19 protein-coding genes and 1 tRNA gene are annotated in these 15,583 nt (G+C 65.8%); 2 read left to right on the top strand and 18 right to left on the bottom strand.

Translation table 11 applies throughout. The features are described 5' to 3' along the window. Window positions 1-915: type IV pilus twitching motility protein PilT (locus tag QM612_RS04380; RefSeq protein WP_415252674.1), on the bottom strand; the 915-nt coding region annotated here is incomplete at its 3' end. A gap of 151 nt (window positions 916-1,066) precedes the next feature. On the opposite strand from QM612_RS04380, the gene QM612_RS04375 reads away from it, so the two are divergent. Continuing rightward, on the top strand, window positions 1,067-1,774 hold the full coding sequence (locus QM612_RS04375) for a YggS family pyridoxal phosphate-dependent enzyme (protein WP_415252676.1): 708 nt from the start codon (window positions 1,067-1,069) through the stop codon (window positions 1,772-1,774). Window positions 1,775-1,887: 113 nt separating this feature from the next. Continuing rightward, window positions 1,888-2,715, top strand: coding sequence for a pyrroline-5-carboxylate reductase (gene proC, locus QM612_RS04370; protein WP_415252673.1), 828 nt, complete (start codon window positions 1,888-1,890; stop codon window positions 2,713-2,715). Between the two features lie 10 nt (window positions 2,716-2,725). Here proC and QM612_RS04365 read toward each other — a convergent pair whose 3' ends face one another. The 17 genes from QM612_RS04365 to QM612_RS04285 all read right to left on the bottom strand — a co-directional run bounded on the left by QM612_RS04365 (window position 2,726) and on the right by QM612_RS04285 (window position 15,504). Beyond that, the gene (locus QM612_RS04365; protein ID WP_415252672.1) at window positions 2,726-3,061 is read right to left on the bottom strand and encodes a J domain-containing protein; all 336 of its coding nucleotides are present in this window, start codon (window positions 3,059-3,061) and stop codon (window positions 2,726-2,728) included. Continuing rightward, window positions 3,058-3,657, bottom strand: coding sequence for a hypothetical protein (locus QM612_RS04360; protein ID WP_415252671.1), 600 nt, complete (start codon window positions 3,655-3,657; stop codon window positions 3,058-3,060). Before QM612_RS04360 ends, QM612_RS04365 begins: the two co-directional genes overlap by 4 nt. Window positions 3,658-3,719: 62 nt before the next feature. Then, window positions 3,720-4,571 carry a DUF2167 domain-containing protein gene (locus QM612_RS04355; protein ID WP_415252670.1) on the bottom strand — a complete coding sequence of 284 codons (852 nt, stop codon included), beginning with the start codon at window positions 4,569-4,571 and terminating at the stop codon, window positions 3,720-3,722. Between the two features lie 120 nt (window positions 4,572-4,691). After that, the gene (locus tag QM612_RS04350) at window positions 4,692-5,015 is read right to left on the bottom strand and encodes a helix-turn-helix domain-containing protein (RefSeq protein WP_415252669.1); all 324 of its coding nucleotides are present in this window, start codon (window positions 5,013-5,015) and stop codon (window positions 4,692-4,694) included. After that, window positions 4,993-5,382 (bottom strand): type II toxin-antitoxin system RelE/ParE family toxin, encoded by a 390-nt coding sequence (locus QM612_RS04345; protein ID WP_415252668.1) that lies wholly within the window; start codon window positions 5,380-5,382, stop codon window positions 4,993-4,995. The genes QM612_RS04350 and QM612_RS04345 overlap by 23 nt, the downstream gene beginning before the upstream one ends. A 189-nt stretch (window positions 5,383-5,571) precedes the next feature. Continuing rightward, a tRNA-Lys gene (locus QM612_RS04340) sits at window positions 5,572-5,646 on the bottom strand. A 34-nt stretch (window positions 5,647-5,680) separates the two neighbouring features. Next, window positions 5,681-6,388 (bottom strand): 7-cyano-7-deazaguanine synthase QueC, encoded by a 708-nt coding sequence (gene queC / locus QM612_RS04335; protein WP_415252667.1) that lies wholly within the window; start codon window positions 6,386-6,388, stop codon window positions 5,681-5,683. Next, a complete protein-coding gene (gene queE / locus QM612_RS04330; RefSeq protein WP_415252666.1) occupies window positions 6,385-7,077 on the bottom strand; it encodes a 7-carboxy-7-deazaguanine synthase QueE in 693 nt (230 codons plus the stop codon). The genes queC and queE overlap by 4 nt, the downstream gene beginning before the upstream one ends. Window positions 7,078-7,086: 9 nt before the next feature. After that, on the bottom strand, window positions 7,087-7,848 hold the full coding sequence (gene ybgF, locus QM612_RS04325) for a tol-pal system protein YbgF (protein ID WP_415252665.1): 762 nt from the start codon (window positions 7,846-7,848) through the stop codon (window positions 7,087-7,089). After that, complete coding sequence (gene pal / locus QM612_RS04320; RefSeq protein WP_415252675.1) at window positions 7,848-8,351, bottom strand: peptidoglycan-associated lipoprotein Pal; 504 nt, start codon at window positions 8,349-8,351, stop codon at window positions 7,848-7,850. The genes ybgF and pal overlap by 1 nt, the downstream gene beginning before the upstream one ends. Window positions 8,352-8,468: 117 nt before the next feature. Beyond that, on the bottom strand, window positions 8,469-9,782 hold the full coding sequence (tolB, locus tag QM612_RS04315) for a Tol-Pal system beta propeller repeat protein TolB (RefSeq protein WP_415252664.1): 1,314 nt from the start codon (window positions 9,780-9,782) through the stop codon (window positions 8,469-8,471). A gap of 102 nt (window positions 9,783-9,884) precedes the next feature. Further along, window positions 9,885-10,790: a protein TolA gene (locus QM612_RS04310; RefSeq protein ID WP_415252663.1), complete on the bottom strand. Its 906-nt coding sequence runs from the start codon at window positions 10,788-10,790 to the stop codon at window positions 9,885-9,887. A 10-nt stretch (window positions 10,791-10,800) separates the two neighbouring features. Beyond that, window positions 10,801-11,241: a protein TolR gene (gene tolR, locus QM612_RS04305; protein WP_415252662.1), complete on the bottom strand. Its 441-nt coding sequence runs from the start codon at window positions 11,239-11,241 to the stop codon at window positions 10,801-10,803. Between the two features lie 10 nt (window positions 11,242-11,251). Continuing rightward, entirely contained in the window at window positions 11,252-12,040 is a 789-nt protein-coding gene (gene tolQ / locus QM612_RS04300) for a protein TolQ (protein ID WP_415252661.1), read from the bottom strand. Next, the gene (gene ybgC / locus QM612_RS04295) at window positions 12,040-12,444 is read right to left on the bottom strand and encodes a tol-pal system-associated acyl-CoA thioesterase (RefSeq protein ID WP_415252660.1); all 405 of its coding nucleotides are present in this window, start codon (window positions 12,442-12,444) and stop codon (window positions 12,040-12,042) included. Before ybgC ends, tolQ begins: the two co-directional genes overlap by 1 nt. Next, window positions 12,437-13,471 carry a Holliday junction branch migration DNA helicase RuvB gene (gene ruvB, locus QM612_RS04290; RefSeq protein WP_415252659.1) on the bottom strand — a complete coding sequence of 345 codons (1,035 nt, stop codon included), beginning with the start codon at window positions 13,469-13,471 and terminating at the stop codon, window positions 12,437-12,439. The genes ybgC and ruvB overlap by 8 nt, the downstream gene beginning before the upstream one ends. Window positions 13,472-13,839: 368 nt before the next feature. Continuing rightward, window positions 13,840-15,504, bottom strand: a complete 1,665-nt coding sequence (locus QM612_RS04285; protein WP_415252658.1) for a ShlB/FhaC/HecB family hemolysin secretion/activation protein — start codon at window positions 15,502-15,504, stop codon at window positions 13,840-13,842. Window positions 15,505-15,583 lie beyond the last annotated feature (79 nt).

Raw genomic sequence — 15,583 nt, 5'->3', positions numbered from 1 at the left:
GATGGCCGAGTACATCTGCGCCACCTTGTCCTCGCGGATCAGGTTGCGGATGGCCGGGGTGCCGACCATGATTTCCCACGCGGCGGTACGCCCGCCGCCGACCTTCTTCAGCAGCGCCTGCGAAATCACCGCACGCAGCGATTCGGACAGCATCGAACGCACCATCGGCTTTTCGCCGGCGGGGAACACGTCGATGATGCGGTCGATGGTCTTTGCCGCCGAGCTGGTGTGCAGGGTGCCGAACACCAGATGGCCGGTTTCCGCGGCGGTCAGCGCCAGGCGGATGGTTTCCAGGTCGCGCAATTCGCCCACCAGCACGATGTCCGGGTCTTCGCGCAGGGCCGAGCGCAGCGCCTCGTTGAAGCCGTGGGTGTCGCGATGCACTTCGCGCTGGTTGATGAGGCACTTCTGCGAGGTGTGTACGAACTCGATCGGGTCCTCGATGGTGAGGATGTGGCCGTATTCGTTCTTGTTGATGTGATCGATCATCGCCGCCAGCGTGGTCGATTTACCGGAGCCGGTCGGCCCGGTGACCAGGATCAGGCCCTGCGGCTGCTCGATCAGCTCCTTGAAGGTGCGCGGGCAACCGAGGTCTTCCAGCGTCAGCACTTCCGAGGGAATGGTACGGAACACCGCGCCCGCGCCACGGTTCTGGTTGAAGGCGTTGACACGGAAGCGGGCAAGGCCGGGGATTTCGAACGAGAAGTCGGTTTCCAGGAACTCTTCGTAATCGCGGCGCTGCTTGTCCGACATGATGTCGTAGATCAGCGAATGCACCTGCTTGTGTTCCAGCGCCGGGATGTTGATCCGGCGCACGTCGCCATCGACGCGGATCATCGGCGGCAGCCCTGCGGACAGGTGCAAGTCCGATGCCTTGTTCTTGACCGAAAATGCCAGAAGTTCGGCGATATCCATTCGTGCTTCCCCGCGCCATGAGTTGTGTGTGCGTGGCGACCCGCCGATTGGCAGCAGCCACTCCCCGCAGGCAGTATGAGCGTCCATCGCCCAGCGCTCAACCGCCGTGCCCCAACACCCCGATTCGCCGCCCCCGCCCGTCCGGGCCGCACTGGACGCCGCCCTGCACTCCATCCACAACGTGGGCCACGCCACTGGCAGGCCAGCGGCCCGGCTGCTGGCGGTGTCCAAGACCCGCAGCGCCACCGAAATCGCCGCGATGGCCGCTGCCGGCCAGCAAGCCTTCGGCGAGAACTACGTGCAGGAGGCGCTACCCAAGATCGAAGCCCTGCGCGGGCTGGGGCTGGAATGGCACCTGATCGGCCACCTGCAATCCAACAAGGCCGACGCCGCCGCGCGCGCCTTCGACTGGGTGCAATCAGTGGATCGGCCCAAGCTGGTCACCGCGCTGGCCCGCCATCGCCCGGCTGACCTGCCACCGCTGAACGTGCTGATTCAGGTGAATATCGACGATGAAGCCAGCAAGCACGGCTGCGCGCCGGGCGACGTGGAGGCGCTGGCCGATGCCATCGCCGCCGAGCCGCACCTGCGCCTGCGCGGGCTGATGGCGATTCCATCCCCCGACCCCGACATGACCCGCCGCCGCGAAGCATTCCGGGCGATGGCGCGCCTGTTCGATGCACTGAAACAGCGCCATCCCGATATCGACACGCTTTCGATGGGCATGAGCGAGGACTTCCTGCCCGCCATCGAGGAAGGTGCGACCATGGTGCGCATCGGCAGTGCGCTTTTCGGCGCTCGCGCCGAAAAGGATAAAAAGCACGCCGGTGCGCGCCCATCCAAAGGCCTGAAAACCTGAAATACAGAAACCGTCATCCCGGCGAAAGCCGGGATCCGGTTTCATGGCTCTTCCACAAAAACTTCAAAGGCTGGATCCCGGCTTTCGCCGGGATGACAGCTAAACTCCCGCCCATGACAACCACGAACAACTCCATCGCCTTCATCGGCGGCGGCAACATGGCGCGCAGCCTGATCGGCGGGCTGGTGGCGCAGGGCCGCAATCCCGCTTCCATCCACGTTGCCGATCCCAATGCCGCAGCGCGCGAAGCACTGCACGCGGATTTCGGCGTGGCCGTGTTCGAGCAGGCCGCGCAGGCCATCGAAGGCGCTTCCACCTGGGTGCTGGCGACCAAGCCGCAGGTGCTGCGCGCGGTGTGCGAAGCACTGGCCGTGCAGGCGCAGGCCAGCAAGCCGCTGATCGTTTCCATTGCTGCCGGCATCACCAGCGCGCAACTGGAACGCTGGCTGGGCGGCGGCATCGCAGTGGTGCGAACGATGCCGAACACCCCCGCCCTGCTCGGTGCAGGCGTCACCGGCCTGCACGCCAGCGCGCGGGTCGATGCCAGCGGCCGCGACTTGGCCGAAACCTTGCTGTCCGCCGCCGGCAAGACCGTGTGGATCGAGGACGAAGCACAGATGGACACCGTCACCGCCGTTTCCGGCAGCGGCCCAGCCTATGTGTTCCTGCTGGCCGAAGCGATGACCGATGCCGGCATCGAAGAAGGCCTGCCGCCTGAAGCCGCGCGCACGCTGGCGCTGCAAACCGTGCTGGGCGCGGCGCGCATGCTGACCGAATCCGATGTGGAGCCATCCGAGCTGCGCCGGCGGGTGACCTCGCCCAATGGCACCACCCAGGCCGCCATCGAAACCTTCGAAGCCGGTGGCCTGCGCGCACTGGTCAACCGCGCCATCCATGCCGCACGCATGCGCGGTGCGGAGCTTTCCGCCGCCAACGAATAATCAAGGCGCGTCAGCGCTGGCGCATCGCGTCCTGATAGGCCTGTTCGATCGCGGCCAGCTTGCGCTCGGCCAGTTCGCGAAACTCCGGCCCCATCGCCGCCACCTTGTCCGGGTGGTACTGCGCCTGCTTGGCCTGCCATGCGGCGGTGACTTCTTCTTCCGACGCCCATTCCGACACACCCAGAACTTCGTACCAGGGTGCAGACGCATCGAACCCGGGCGTTGGCTTCTCCGCATCGACAGAGGGATCCAGATCATGTTGATCGGGATCGCGGGTGAACACCGACACCAGCCAGTAACCGATGCCCAGCCCGGCCACGATGGAAGCGCCTTCGATGAAGGTCATGCCGCATCCTCCGGTTCACGGCCTCTGTCCAGCAATGCCCAGCGCGTCTCCAGTGCCTGCTGCAAACGCGCGCGTGCGGGCGCATCCAGCACCGCATCGGCAAACGCCGGTGCGGCCTGTGGCAAGCCACAGCGCAACGTCACCCGCCTGACCAGATTGAGCGCGAACGGCGGACAGGCGATGGCATCGAAGGCGATCGAGGCCAGTTCCTTGCGCGACAAGCCAAGCGGCCCGCGCCTGCGCACGAGGTAAAGCACCGCCAGCATGGTGGGCAGGTAGATCAGTGCCAACAGGCCCAGCAAGCATGCCGATGACGCATGCAGCGCCAGCGCCGCCGGCACCAGCACGAACAAGGCCAGCGCAAGCAGCCATGCATGCCAGCGCAGCGGGCGCACGACGCGCAGCACCGCTTCCAGCGCAGGCGCGCCGGCATCGGCGGGCGCATTCCACGCCGCGCGGAAGACAGGCGAACCCGGCGACAGCAGCGCCGGAAACGCAAGATAACGGCCACCGAAGGTCGCGCCATCGCCCAGCGCCGCCAACCAGCGACGCGCGGGCTTGGTGAACACCAGCTCGTCTGCGTACAACAGCAGCATGCTGTCGTACAGATAGAACGCCGCGATGCCCGGCAGCAGCAGCGCCTCGGCGGTCGGCAGGTTCAGGGCTGCGCGTCCTTGTCCTTGCCGCCAAACAGCTTGCGGATGGCGGCAAACCCGCCCACCACCGCCACCACCAGCAGCTTCCACATCTTCAGCAGGAAGATGCCGATGGCCGCGAACACGCCCTTCTTCGCCGCCACCGCCGCCGCGCCGCCAGTCACCAGTGCCGCCAGACCGTATTCGGCCACATGGTCGCCGTCACGGAAGTCGGCATAGCTCTCGCCCGAGTTGAAGGAGAAGCCGGGCAGCTTCGATTTGAAATCCGCGACCGAAGCCTGCAGATGCTCCTGGTCGGTCAGCAACAGCACCTGCATCACGCCACGACGCCCGAGCAGGCGCGTGTTGTAGTTGATGCTCTCGCCCTCGGATTGTTCGCCCTTCAGGCGGAACGCCCATTCCAGCGACTTGATCCCGCTGTCGTACTGCGGCTTGAACGCCCAGCCGGTCACATGCACGGAGTCCCAGCCATTGCGCTTGCGCTCCTCGTTGGAAGCCTCGGTGCCTTCGGTCACCGACTGCAGCAGATCATCGGCATCCAGCTTCTCATCGTCCTTCACGTAACCCACGGGATCGAACGAAAAGAACGCAATCCAGGACAGGTCATCCTTCGCAAGCACGTATTCGTCGATGCCGGTGTCCGGGTTTTCGGTCAGCCGGTTGAACTCACGCGCGCCATCCGGGCCGAGGAAGGCATAGCCCTCCGGCACCTTGATCGTGGCATTGCCCCCGATCTGGCCGGTGGCCGGCCCCGCCACCCACGGCAATTCGCCGATGTTCTTGGCCTGCGCCCACGTCAGGTTGCATACAAGCAGCAGGCATGCGGCCATCGCCGCCATCGCCAGTCGTTTCATCGCCGATCTCCGGAAAGTGGCCATCCCCATGGCCGCAGGCGAATCATAGGGGATGGCGAGGCGCGCGGGTTGAGTCCACGGCGAGGCCGCTGATCGCGGGATGGTTCGTAAATGAAACCCTTACAGCACCGCCTCGATGCCCTTGCGGTCAATCAGGTTGAGCAGCTTCAACGAGGGGCCACTGGGCTTCTTCTCGCCCTGCTCCCACTGGCGAACCGTGGAAACACTGGTGTTCAGCACCGCGGCCAGAACGGGCTGACTGATGTTGAGCGAAGCCCGCAGCTTGCGAATCTGGGCGCTGGTGTACGCCGGCACCGGCTCCAGGCACAGCGCATCGAACTCCTGCATGCGGCGCTTATCGATGAAGCCGAGGCGGTACAGATCGCTCGCACCCTCATGCACCGCTTCCATGATGCGACTCTTAGGCTTGGTCTTGGCGGTCATGGGTAATCTCCTGCAAAGCGCCGTCCGCGACGGCATCGTCCAGTTGCGTTGTTGTTCGTTTCAGCAAATCGGTCGCGTAGGTTTTCAAGGCTTCCAGTTCGTCGTTGCTGATGTTGACCTTCTCGTTTTTCTCGAAGCCATAGAGGAAAAACCAGCGGTTCCCCTTGTTGGTGGCGACGATGGTCCGGGTACTGCCGCTCTTGCCCCGTCCCGGCAACGCGACGCGCTTCTTCACCAAACCACCACCTAGGTCCGCATCGATCAGGCCTTGTGCCATCTCGTCCACTGCATCCAGCAGGGCAGCATCCGACAGGCCGACCTTGCGCATCTTTCGGGTGAACTGCCGGGTTCGGAAGATACGCCGCATGCCATGCACTGTATCACTTAGTGTCATACCTTCAAGTCTCAACATGTTCAAGGGTTCAGCAACTCCACCAGTGCTGACCTGAAACGCTACGCGGAACAGGTGCAGGTGTCGGCTCCACTCCCCGGCTACGATTTAGCTACGCACAAATGAAAAACGCCACCCGGAGGATGGCGTAAGTCATTGATTCAATGGTGGGTCGTGATGGATTCGAACCATCGACCTACGGATTAAAAGTCCGCAGCTCTACCACTGAGCTAACGACCCATCGCGTGCCGCGCTGCATGCGCGGGCGTGCATTCTAACCGATGGCCCCGCAGACGTAGCGCGTGGGATCGGTGATGCCGGCTTCGGTAAACCCCTGCGCGCGCAGGCGGCAGGCATCGCAATGGCCACAGGCAAGACCGTCGGCATCGGCCTGATAGCAGCTCACGGTCTGCGCGAAGTCCACGCCAAGGCGCAGGCCCTCGCGGGCGATGTCGGCCTTGGACATGCGCATCAGCGGCGCATGCACGCGGAAGCGGCTGCCTTCCACACCCGCCTTGGTGGCGAGATTGGCAAGTTGCTCGAAGCTGGCGATGAACTCCGGGCGGCAGTCCGGATAGCCGGAATAGTCCACCGCGTTGACGCCGCAGAACAGGTCGGTCGCGCCCAGCACCTCGGCCCAGCCCAGCGCCACCGACAGCATGATGGTGTTGCGCGCGGGTACGTAGGTGGACGGGATGCCGACGCCGATTTCGTGGCCGTCGGTATCCGTCGGCACGTCGATGTCATCGGTCAGCGCGGAGCCACCGATGCTGCGCAGATCGACGTGTACGGTCTTGTGTACGACCGCGCCCAGCGCCTGCGCAACGCGGGCGGCGGCATCCAGTTCCGAGGTGTGGCGCTGGCCGTAGCGCACGCTCAGCGCATGCGGGGCGAAGCCCTGTTCGCGGGCAATGGCGAGGACGACGGCGGAATCCATGCCGCCGGAAACGAGCACGACGGCGGGTTTGTGTTGCTGGTTCATCGGCCTTGTTCCTCGCCCCACAGGAGCTTGTGCAATTGCATCTGGAACCGCACCGGCAGCTTGTCCGCCACGATCCAGTCGGCAAGCTCACGCGCCGGCACTTCATTCGCGCTGGGCGAAAACAGCACGTCGCAGGTTTCGTGCAGGCGATGTTCGCCAACGATGCCCTTGGCCCAATCGAAATCGGCGCGCGAACAGATCACGAACTTCACCTGATCGCGCGGCGTCAGCAGCGGCAGGTTGCTCCACAGGTTGCGTTCGACCTCGCCGGAGCCGGGTGTCTTGATGTCCAGCACGCGCGACACCCGCGCATCGACGCCGGCAATGTCGATGGCCCCGGAGGTTTCCAGCGACACGCAGTAGCCGGCGTCGCAGAGCTTCGACAACAGCGTCAGGCAGCGCTTCTGCGCCAGCGGCTCTCCCCCGGTGACACAGACGTGACGGGCGCCGTGCGAGGCCACTTCGATGAGGATGTCGTCGATGTTCCACCACGCGCCACCGTGGAAGGCGTAGGCGGTATCGCAATACGTGCAGCGCAGCGGGCAGCCGGTCAGGCGCACGAATACCGTCGGCCAGCCGGCATCGCGGGCTTCGCCCTGCAGGGACAGGAAGATTTCGGTGAGCTTGAGGCGCTCTGGCTGGCTGGTGACCACCGCCGATGCGGCAGCCGCATCGGCGACGGCGTTCATGCGCACAGTTTAACGGGCGCCGGTCAGTTCCATCGAACGCAGGCGGTCGCTTGCGCTGCGTGCCACGTCGGTGCCGGGATAACGCTGCACCACCTCGCGCAGGGTGGCGTCGGCGCGCTCGTACTGCTTCAGCCCGTACTGCGACAGGCCCAGCTTGAGCAGTGCGCCGGGGGCCTTGTCGTGGGTGGGATAGCGATCCAGCACCGCCTGGAACTGCTCACCGGCCAGCGCGTAGTTCTGGGTGACGTAATAGCTCTCGCCCAGCCAGTACAGCGCATTGGCGGCGTACTGGCCACCCGGATAGGCGGCGAGGAAGTCGCGGAAGCGGCGCGCCGATTCCACATAGTCGCCGCCCTTCAAGGCATCGAAGGCGTGGTTGTAGCTGCTGCGCTCATCGCCCGATGCGGGCGGCAGCGACACCGGCGGCACAGCCGGGGCCATCGGACTGGCGACCGGCGCGGGGGCGGCTGATGTCGAAACGCCGCCACCTTCCAGCCGATCCAGACGCCCGCTCAGGTCGAGGTATTGCGCACGCTGGCTCTGCCTGGCCTGTTCCAGTTCCTGCTGCAATTCCTCGATCTGGCCGCGCAGTTCCTGCACCTCGGCGCGCAACTGGCCGATCTGGTTGACCAGTTCGGCACCGTTCTGGTCACCCGCCGCGCGCGCTTCCAGCGCGGTCACGCGGTCGGCCAGACTGGCGCGCTGGGCCAGCGCCAGCGGCGATGCACACAGCATCGCCGCCAGCAATGCGAACGACAGCCTGCCGCGCATCACTTGGCGCTGTAGACCAGTTCGACGCGACGGTTCTGCGACCAGCAACCGTCGCCGGACTCGTTGCAGACCGGGCGTTCCTCGCCATAGCTGATGACGCTCAGCTGGCTGGCGCCGCCGCCGTTGGCCTGCAGTGCGGACGACACCGCATTGGCGCGGCGCTCACCGAGGCCCAGGTTGTAATCGCGGCTGCCGCGCTCGTCGGCATTGCCTTCCAGACGCAGGCGCGCGCTCGGGCGGTCACGCAGGTACTTGGCGTGGCAGCTCATTGCGGCCTGGAACTCCGGCTTCAGCGCATCCTGATCCAGATCGAAATAGACCACGCGGTTGCGCAGGCAGGCGTCGGTGTCGAGATCCGCCGGGGTGTAGGCACCCGGACGAGTCGGGCCATCATTGATCGGGGTCGTAGTGCCGCTGGTGCTGCTGCCGGTATCGGTGGTCTGGGTTTCCTTCACATTCCTGGTGCAACCGGCCACCACGGCGGAGGCCAGCGCGGCGAGCATCAGGGTGCGGGCGATGCGGGAAGCGGATGCGTTCATCGGAAATCCTCGTGGTCGGTCATTGGGCTGAATGGGGGAGTTTATTGATTTTGCGTTAGCGCTGCGCGATGAACGGCAGGATCACTGCTTGCGATATGGCGACCATGCCGGCTCGCGCACGTCGCCGCCTTCCAGCGGCAGGCGCATGCGCACGCGGCCATCGGCGGAGACCGTGTACATCACCCCACGCCGGCCCTCGCGCGCGGCATAGACCACCATCGCGCCGTTGGGCGCAAAGCTGGGGGATTCATCCAGCGAACCGGGCGAGAGCATGCTCCAGCGCGGGCTGCCAAGGCTGCGATCCATCAGCGCGATGCGGTAGGTATTGCCGGCACCCTGCGCGGTGGCAATCTTCTTGCCGTCGAACGACACCGCTGGACTGGCGTTGTAGCTGCCTTCAAAGCTCACCCGCGTGGCGCTGCCGCCGCTGGCCGGCGCCTGGTAGATCTGCGGGCGACCGCCGCGATCCGAGGTGAAGTACAGGCTGGCACCGTCATGGCTCCAGGTGGGTTCGGTGTCGATGCCGAAATGATTGGTGACCTGGGTCAGATGCTTGCTGCCCAGATCCAGCACATAGATGTCCGGGTTGCCGCCCTTGGACAGGGTCAGCGCCAGCCGGCCACCATCCGGCGAGAACGCCGGCGCGCCGTTGATGCCACGGAAGCTGGCAACCTTCTGGCGCTCGGCGCTGGCGATGTCCTGCACATAGACCGCCGAGTTGCCGTCCTTGAAATCCACATAGGCCAACTTGCGCCCGTCCGGGCTCCATGCCGGCGACATCAGCGGCTGCGCCGAAGTGACCACGGTGCGCGGATTGAAACCGTCGGAATCGGCCACGACCAACGTGTAACGGCTGTCACGGCCCAGCCCCGTGGCGGTCACGTAGGCGATCCGCGTCCAGAACGCGCCCGGCACGCCGAGGATCTTCTGATAGACCGCATCGCTGATCTGGTGCGCCACGTCGCGCATCGAACCGGCTGGCGCGCTCACCGCGAAGCCGAGCATGCGCTCCTGTTTTGCGACATCGAACAGTTCGTATTCCACGCGAAAGCCGGCACCGTCCGGCACGCTGCGGCCCACCAGCAGGAAGTCCTGCTTGGCCATGCGCCAGGTCGGATACGCCACTTCGCTGCCGCGCGTGGGGCGCTCCGGCAGGCCGGCTTCATCCAGCGGACGGAACTGGCCGGAGCGGGCCAGATTGGCACGGATGATGTCATCGATGTCGGTGCCGCCGGCATCGCCCGCGAACGGCACCACCGCAATCGGCAGGGCGGCGGCATTGCCGCCGACGATGTCGATTTCCATCCGCCCGGACTGGGCGAAAGCGAGCATCGGCGACAGGCTGCACAGCAGCAGGGCAAGACGGGGCGCAAGCCGGGAAAGGGATCGGGACATGGTCACAGGCATTCAGTCCGGGAGTTGAACAGGGTCGCCCATCCGGGCGCGGCGAGGATGAACATTAACGAAGCGGGCCGTGCAGCCGGGATGAAAACGGCGTCAACGCTCTTCGGCCACGAAGTTGAGGTCGAGTTCGCGTGCGAACACCAGCTCGAATCCGGCATACGGCAGCGGCGACGCCTTCAGCACCGCGCGCTCCACCGATTCACGGCCCAGCGCATCGAACGGGCATGAGGGCGAGACCGTCACGTCCTGCACGTCGCCGCCGGGAAGCTGGCGAATCAGGATGCGGCAGCGCTGGCCGATCTGCACCGACTCCGGGCGCACCCACTGGCGGGTGATCGCCTGCTGCAGGGCATCGCGATAGCGCGCCTTCAGGCTTTCATCCGTGCCGCGATTGCCCGGCGGCGGTTGCGCAGGCGACGTACTGCTGCCGCTGCGCGCATCGCGCAACTGCTGCTCGCGCTGTTCGGCCATGCTGCGTTCGCGCGCGGCCTGCTCGCGCTGTTTGCGCAGTTCGGCGATCTGCTGCTGGCGCTTGCGTTCTTCTTCCTGCCGCTGCTGCTCCGCCTTGCGTGCGTTGATTTCGGCCTGATCGGGCTGCCTGCGCTTTTCGTCCTGTTCGCGCGGCACCTTGGCGACATCCGGCGAAGGCGCATCGCGACGCACCTTCTCCTGCTCCACCGGCGCGGGATCAGGGACGGGCGGCGGCAGCACATCAGGCAACTGCGGTGCGGGCTCCGGCTCGGGTTCCGGCAATGGCTGAGGTTGCGGTTCTTCCACCGGCTGCGGCAATGGCTCCGGCTCGCGACGCAGGGCGCGCTGCATCGCTCCGCTCAATGCGGAAGGGTCGATCAGTTCGGCCTCGATCGGGTCGCCCGCCGAAGGCTCTGCGGTATTGCTGCGCGTCCACTGCAAACCACCGAACATCAACAGGAACAGCAGCACGTGCAGGCCCAGCGCCTGCACGACGGTGATCCAGTTATCGGTGCGCGTCTGCTTCACCCGCACTCCGTCACTTGGCCGGGTCGCCCATCAGACCAACGCGGCTGACGCCGGCCTTGGACTGCAATTCGCCCAGCATGCGATAGACCTGCTGGTAGTTCACCGCGCTGTCACCGGCCACGTACACGGGCAGGTCCTTGTCGGCCTGCACGAAGGCGCGCACCTGCTCCAGCAGCTGCGCCTCGTCCATCGCCTGCGGGCGATCCAGCCCTTCGTGCATCAGCGCCAGCCCGCCGTCACTGCCAATCTGCACCACCACCGGCTGTTTCTTCTTCTGCTCCAGCGTCTTGGCATTGGCATCGGGCAGGTCAACGTCCACGCCCACGTTCAGCAGCGGCGCGGTGACCATGAAGATGATGAGCAGCACCAGCATCACGTCGATGTAGGGAACGACGTTGATCTCGGCCTTGAGCTTGCGCTTGCGGTGCCGGCGCAGGGATGCGGTCGCCATGCGCGCCTCCTCAGTCGTCCACGTGGGTCTGGCGTTGCAGGATCGAGGAGAACTCTTCGCTGAAGGTCTCGTAGCGCACCGCCATGCGCTCGGCGCGGGTGGCGAAGCGGTTGTAGGCCCACACCGCCGGGATTGCGGCGAACAGGCCCATCGCGGTGGCGACCAGCGCCTCGGAGATGCCGGGCGCGACCGTTGCGATGGTGGCTTCCTTCACGTTTGCCAAGCCCTGGAACGAAATCATGATGCCCCAGACGGTGCCGAACAGGCCGACGTAGGGGCTGATCGAACCGACGTTGGCAAGGAACTCCAGGTTGCGTTCCAGCCCGTCCAGCTCACGCGATGCGGCGGCGCGCATGCCGCGCTGCGCGCCTTCCAGCTGCATGCGCGCATCCACGCCGCGACGCTGGCGGATGCGGTTGAACTCGCGCATGCCGCCTTCGAAGATCGCTTCCAAGCCTTCAATCTGACGATTGCGCGAGGAAGCATCCGCGTAAAGTTTTGACAGTTCGGTACCAGACCAGAACGTTTCCTCGAAGCGGTCGGCTTCCTTTTCGGCGCGATCCAGCACCCGCTTCTTGCGCAGGATGATGATCCACGAGGCCAGCGAGGCCAGCAGCAGCAGCGCCATCACCAGTTGCACCGGCAGGCTGGCGTGCAGGATCAATTGCAGGATGTTAAGGCCACCATCGCCATGCGCAGCTGCAGCCTGCGACGCGCCATTCGCCAGTTCAACGGTTTCCACCGGTGCATCTTCCGGCAAGGCCTGGGGCAGGGATTGCAGCAGCATCGTGGGCGACATCAAGCGTTCTCCAGCAGGCGTTTCAATTCGGTCGGGATCGGGCGCGGGCGAAAGGTGGACGCGGCCAGCGCGGCGATCTTCACCTTCGCTTCGACCAGCAATGCGCCGCTGCGTTCAATCCGTTGCGCCAGCAGCAGGCTTGCGCCCCGGCATTCCAGCAGGCGCACGCTGACTTCAAGCTGATCGTCCAGCCGGGCCGGGGCGCGGAAGTCGATGTCCATGGCCCGCACCACGAACACGGTGTCGGCCTCCAGGCGCATGCGGTCCTGATGCAGGCCCTGCCCGCGCAGCCATTCGCTGCGGGCGCGTTCCATGAAGGCGAGGTACTGGGCGTGATAGACCACGCCGCCGGCGTCGGTGTCTTCCCAGTAGATGCGCACCGGCCAGACGAAGGGCTCAGCCATCGCCGGCCTCGAACAATCCGGGCGTTGCGGCCTTCGGCTTGAAGCCAAGATGGCGATACGCCTTCGGCGTGGCCATGCGCCCGCGCGCGGTGCGCACGAGGAAACCCTGCTGGATCAGGTACGGCTCGATCACGTCTTCCAGCGTGCCGCGTTCCTCGCTCAGTGCCGCCGCCAGCGATTCCACGCCGACCGGGCCGCCGTCGAAGGCATCGATGATCGTACCCAGCATGCGCCGGTCGAGTTCATCGAAGCCTTCCGGATCGACCTTCAGCATGTCCATCGCCGCGCGGGCGATGCCGGCGTCGATCGCGCCCGTGCCCTTCACCTGCGCGTAGTCGCGCACGCGGCGCAGCAGGCGGTTGGCGATGCGCGGGGTGCCGCGCGCACGCCGGGCGATTTCGCCTGCGCCATCGGCATCGCACTCGATGCCAAGGATGCGCGCGGAGCGGCGCACGATGCGGGTCAGTTCCTCCGGCGAATAGAACTCCAATCGCTGGACGATGCCGAAGCGGTCGCGCAGCGGCGCAGTCAGCAGGCCGGCGCGGGTGGTCGCACCGATCAGGGTGAACGGCGGCAGGTCGAGCTTGATCGAACGTGCGGCCGGGCCTTCGCCGATCATGATGTCGATCTGGTAGTCCTCCATCGCCGGGTAGAGGATTTCCTCGACCACCGGCGACAGGCGATGGATTTCATCGACAAACAGCACATCGTGCGGTTGCAGGTTGGTCAGCAATGCAGCGAGGTCGCCGGCCTTTTCGATCACCGGGCCGGAGGTGACCCGCAAGCTGACGCCGAGTTCATTGGCGATGACGTGGCTCAGCGTGGTCTTGCCAAGGCCAGGCGGGCCGAAGATCAGGACGTGGTCGAGCGCCTCGCCACGCTGCTTGGCAGCCTCGATGTAGATCTGCATCTGCTCGCGCACCGGCTGCTGGCCGAGGTATTCGGACAAAAGCTTCGGGCGGATGCTGGCCTCGGCGGCCTCATCCTCGCGAGTGACGCCGGGGGCAATGATGCGGTCGTCGGTCATGCCGGGATTATCGCCCGGCGCGACGGCTTTTGCCCCCAAGCCTGTTCGCGATCTGTCGCGAGCAGGTTCCCAGAGAAGCTCTGAACCACTCCCGAAATGTCATCCCGGCGAAAGCCGGGATCCGGCTTTTCAACGACTTACCAAAGAGCTGGATTGGACAAACATCCGTTTGTCAGAAGCGGCCGGCTTTTGCCGGAAAGACGGCTTGAGAGCTGGATTCCGGCGTTCGCCGAAATGACGGCTTGAGAGCTGGATTCCGGCGTTCGCCGAAATGACGGCTTGAGAGCTGGATTCCGGCGTTCGCCGGAAAGACGGCTTGAGAGCTGGATTCCGGCTTTCGCCGAAATGACGGCTTGTTCAGACCTTTCCTAGAAGCGACGCACCAGTTGCGCCCACAGTCTCGGCTCGCGGTCGGGGCCGCTCAGTGCGTCCTCGCTGCCGAGCTTCCAGGCCGCGCCCAGCGCCGCCTGCCAGCCGCCGTGTGTCCAGTTCACGCCCAGCCCCGCGCCGGAAAGTTCGCGGCTGTTGTCGCCCGCGCTCCACGGCCTGTGGTTCAGGCGCACCCGGCCGTGGTCGGCGAACGCCGCCAATTGCCAGCCCGGCGTCAGCGCATAGCGCAGTTCCACCCGCGCCAGCATGCCCTTGTCGCCCGCAGCCTCGCCCTGCGGATAGGCGCGCACGCCATACACGCCGCCCAGCGCAAACTTCTCCGAGCTGTCGAGGTTGTCGCCCGTCCACTGCGCCTCGACCTGCGCCAGCAGGCTGAACGCACCACCCAGCCGTTGCAGGCGCGCGGCGCTGGCGTTGAGCTTGCGATAGCTGCCCTGCGTCCGCGCCGTCACTGCATCGATGAGGCGGGCCTGCGGGTCTTCCAGATCCAGCCGCCCGGCACCCAGCGTCAGCGCGAAGCTGCTCAGGCCACCGCCCATCCAGTCATCGGCACCGTAGCCATTCAGGCCCAGCGCCCACACGTCGGTGCGCTTGCTGCTGCGCGCACCGATCAGGTCGATGCTGTCCTCCAGCCGCTTGGCGTCGTATTGCAGCGACAGCGACAGCGTGAAATCGCGCGAACGCAGCAGCGGCTGCATCACCCATGCGCTGGCGATGTCGGCCTTGCCGGAGGCATCCAGCACGGCGAAATCGCGCCCGAGTTCATAGCGCATGGCCGAATACGCAACGCCAACGCGCGTGCCCAGCGCGCCCATGCTGCCCTGCCAGCCCAGCCGCCCGTAGCGCTGATCGCCATCCGAGCCCAGCACGCGCAGGCTCAACTGATCGCCGAGGCCGAGCGGATTGTTGATGTTGAAGCTGCCGCCGAGGCGGTATTCACCGGTGTAGTAATTGCCGAAGTTGTCCAGTTCGATGCTGCCGTCGAAGCGCTTGCCGGGCAGCACCTCCACCACCAGGTCGGTGGTGCCGACGCTGGCACCGGGTTGCAGGGTGGAACGCAGTTCCACGCCGGGCAGGTCGCGCACCAGCAGCAGGTTCTTTTCCAGCGGCGCGGATTCGACCACGTCGCCCGATTTCAGATTACCCAGCGGGCGCAGCGCGGTGGCGCGCGTATGCGTGCCGTTCTCCACGCGGACTTCGCCATAGCGCCCTTCCAGCACGTCGATGCGCAGCACGCCGTCGTCAATTTCCTGCTGCGGCAACCATGCGCGTGCCAGCGGATAGCCGCGCTCGCGATACAGCCGGGTGATGCGCAGCGCCGCCGCCTGCAACTGCGCCAGCGACAGTTCCTGCCCGCGCAGGTCGGCCAGCAGCGCCGCCAGCTCGTCATTGCCGACTGCGCTGTTGCCGGTGAAGCGGAACTCGCGCACGCGCAGGCGCACGCCACTGTCCGCAGGCGTGGCCTGCCCTTCGTCCGGCAATGCGATGTCCAGCTGCTGGCGCGGCGGCAGTTCCAGTGCATTGCGCTCGGTGTCGCGCAGAACCCGGCCCGCATCGGGCAGGGATTGCGCATGCAGGCCGGGCGCGGCAACGACCGCGAGGAACAGCAGCGTGCGGCGAAGAAGAATGGAGCGAGACGTCATGGACGGCATCCTTGGAGCGGGTGCATGCGCTGCGTTGTGCATCGGCATGCGGATGGAAGGAAAATGCGCGGGAACCGGC

Origin of the sequence: Thermomonas sp. (genome assembly GCF_047606765.1) — a bacterium.
Lineage (GTDB): Bacteria > Pseudomonadota > Gammaproteobacteria > Xanthomonadales > Xanthomonadaceae > Thermomonas.
Note: the sequence above shows the minus strand (reverse complement) of the source record. Positions and strands in the feature narration are given on the sequence as shown.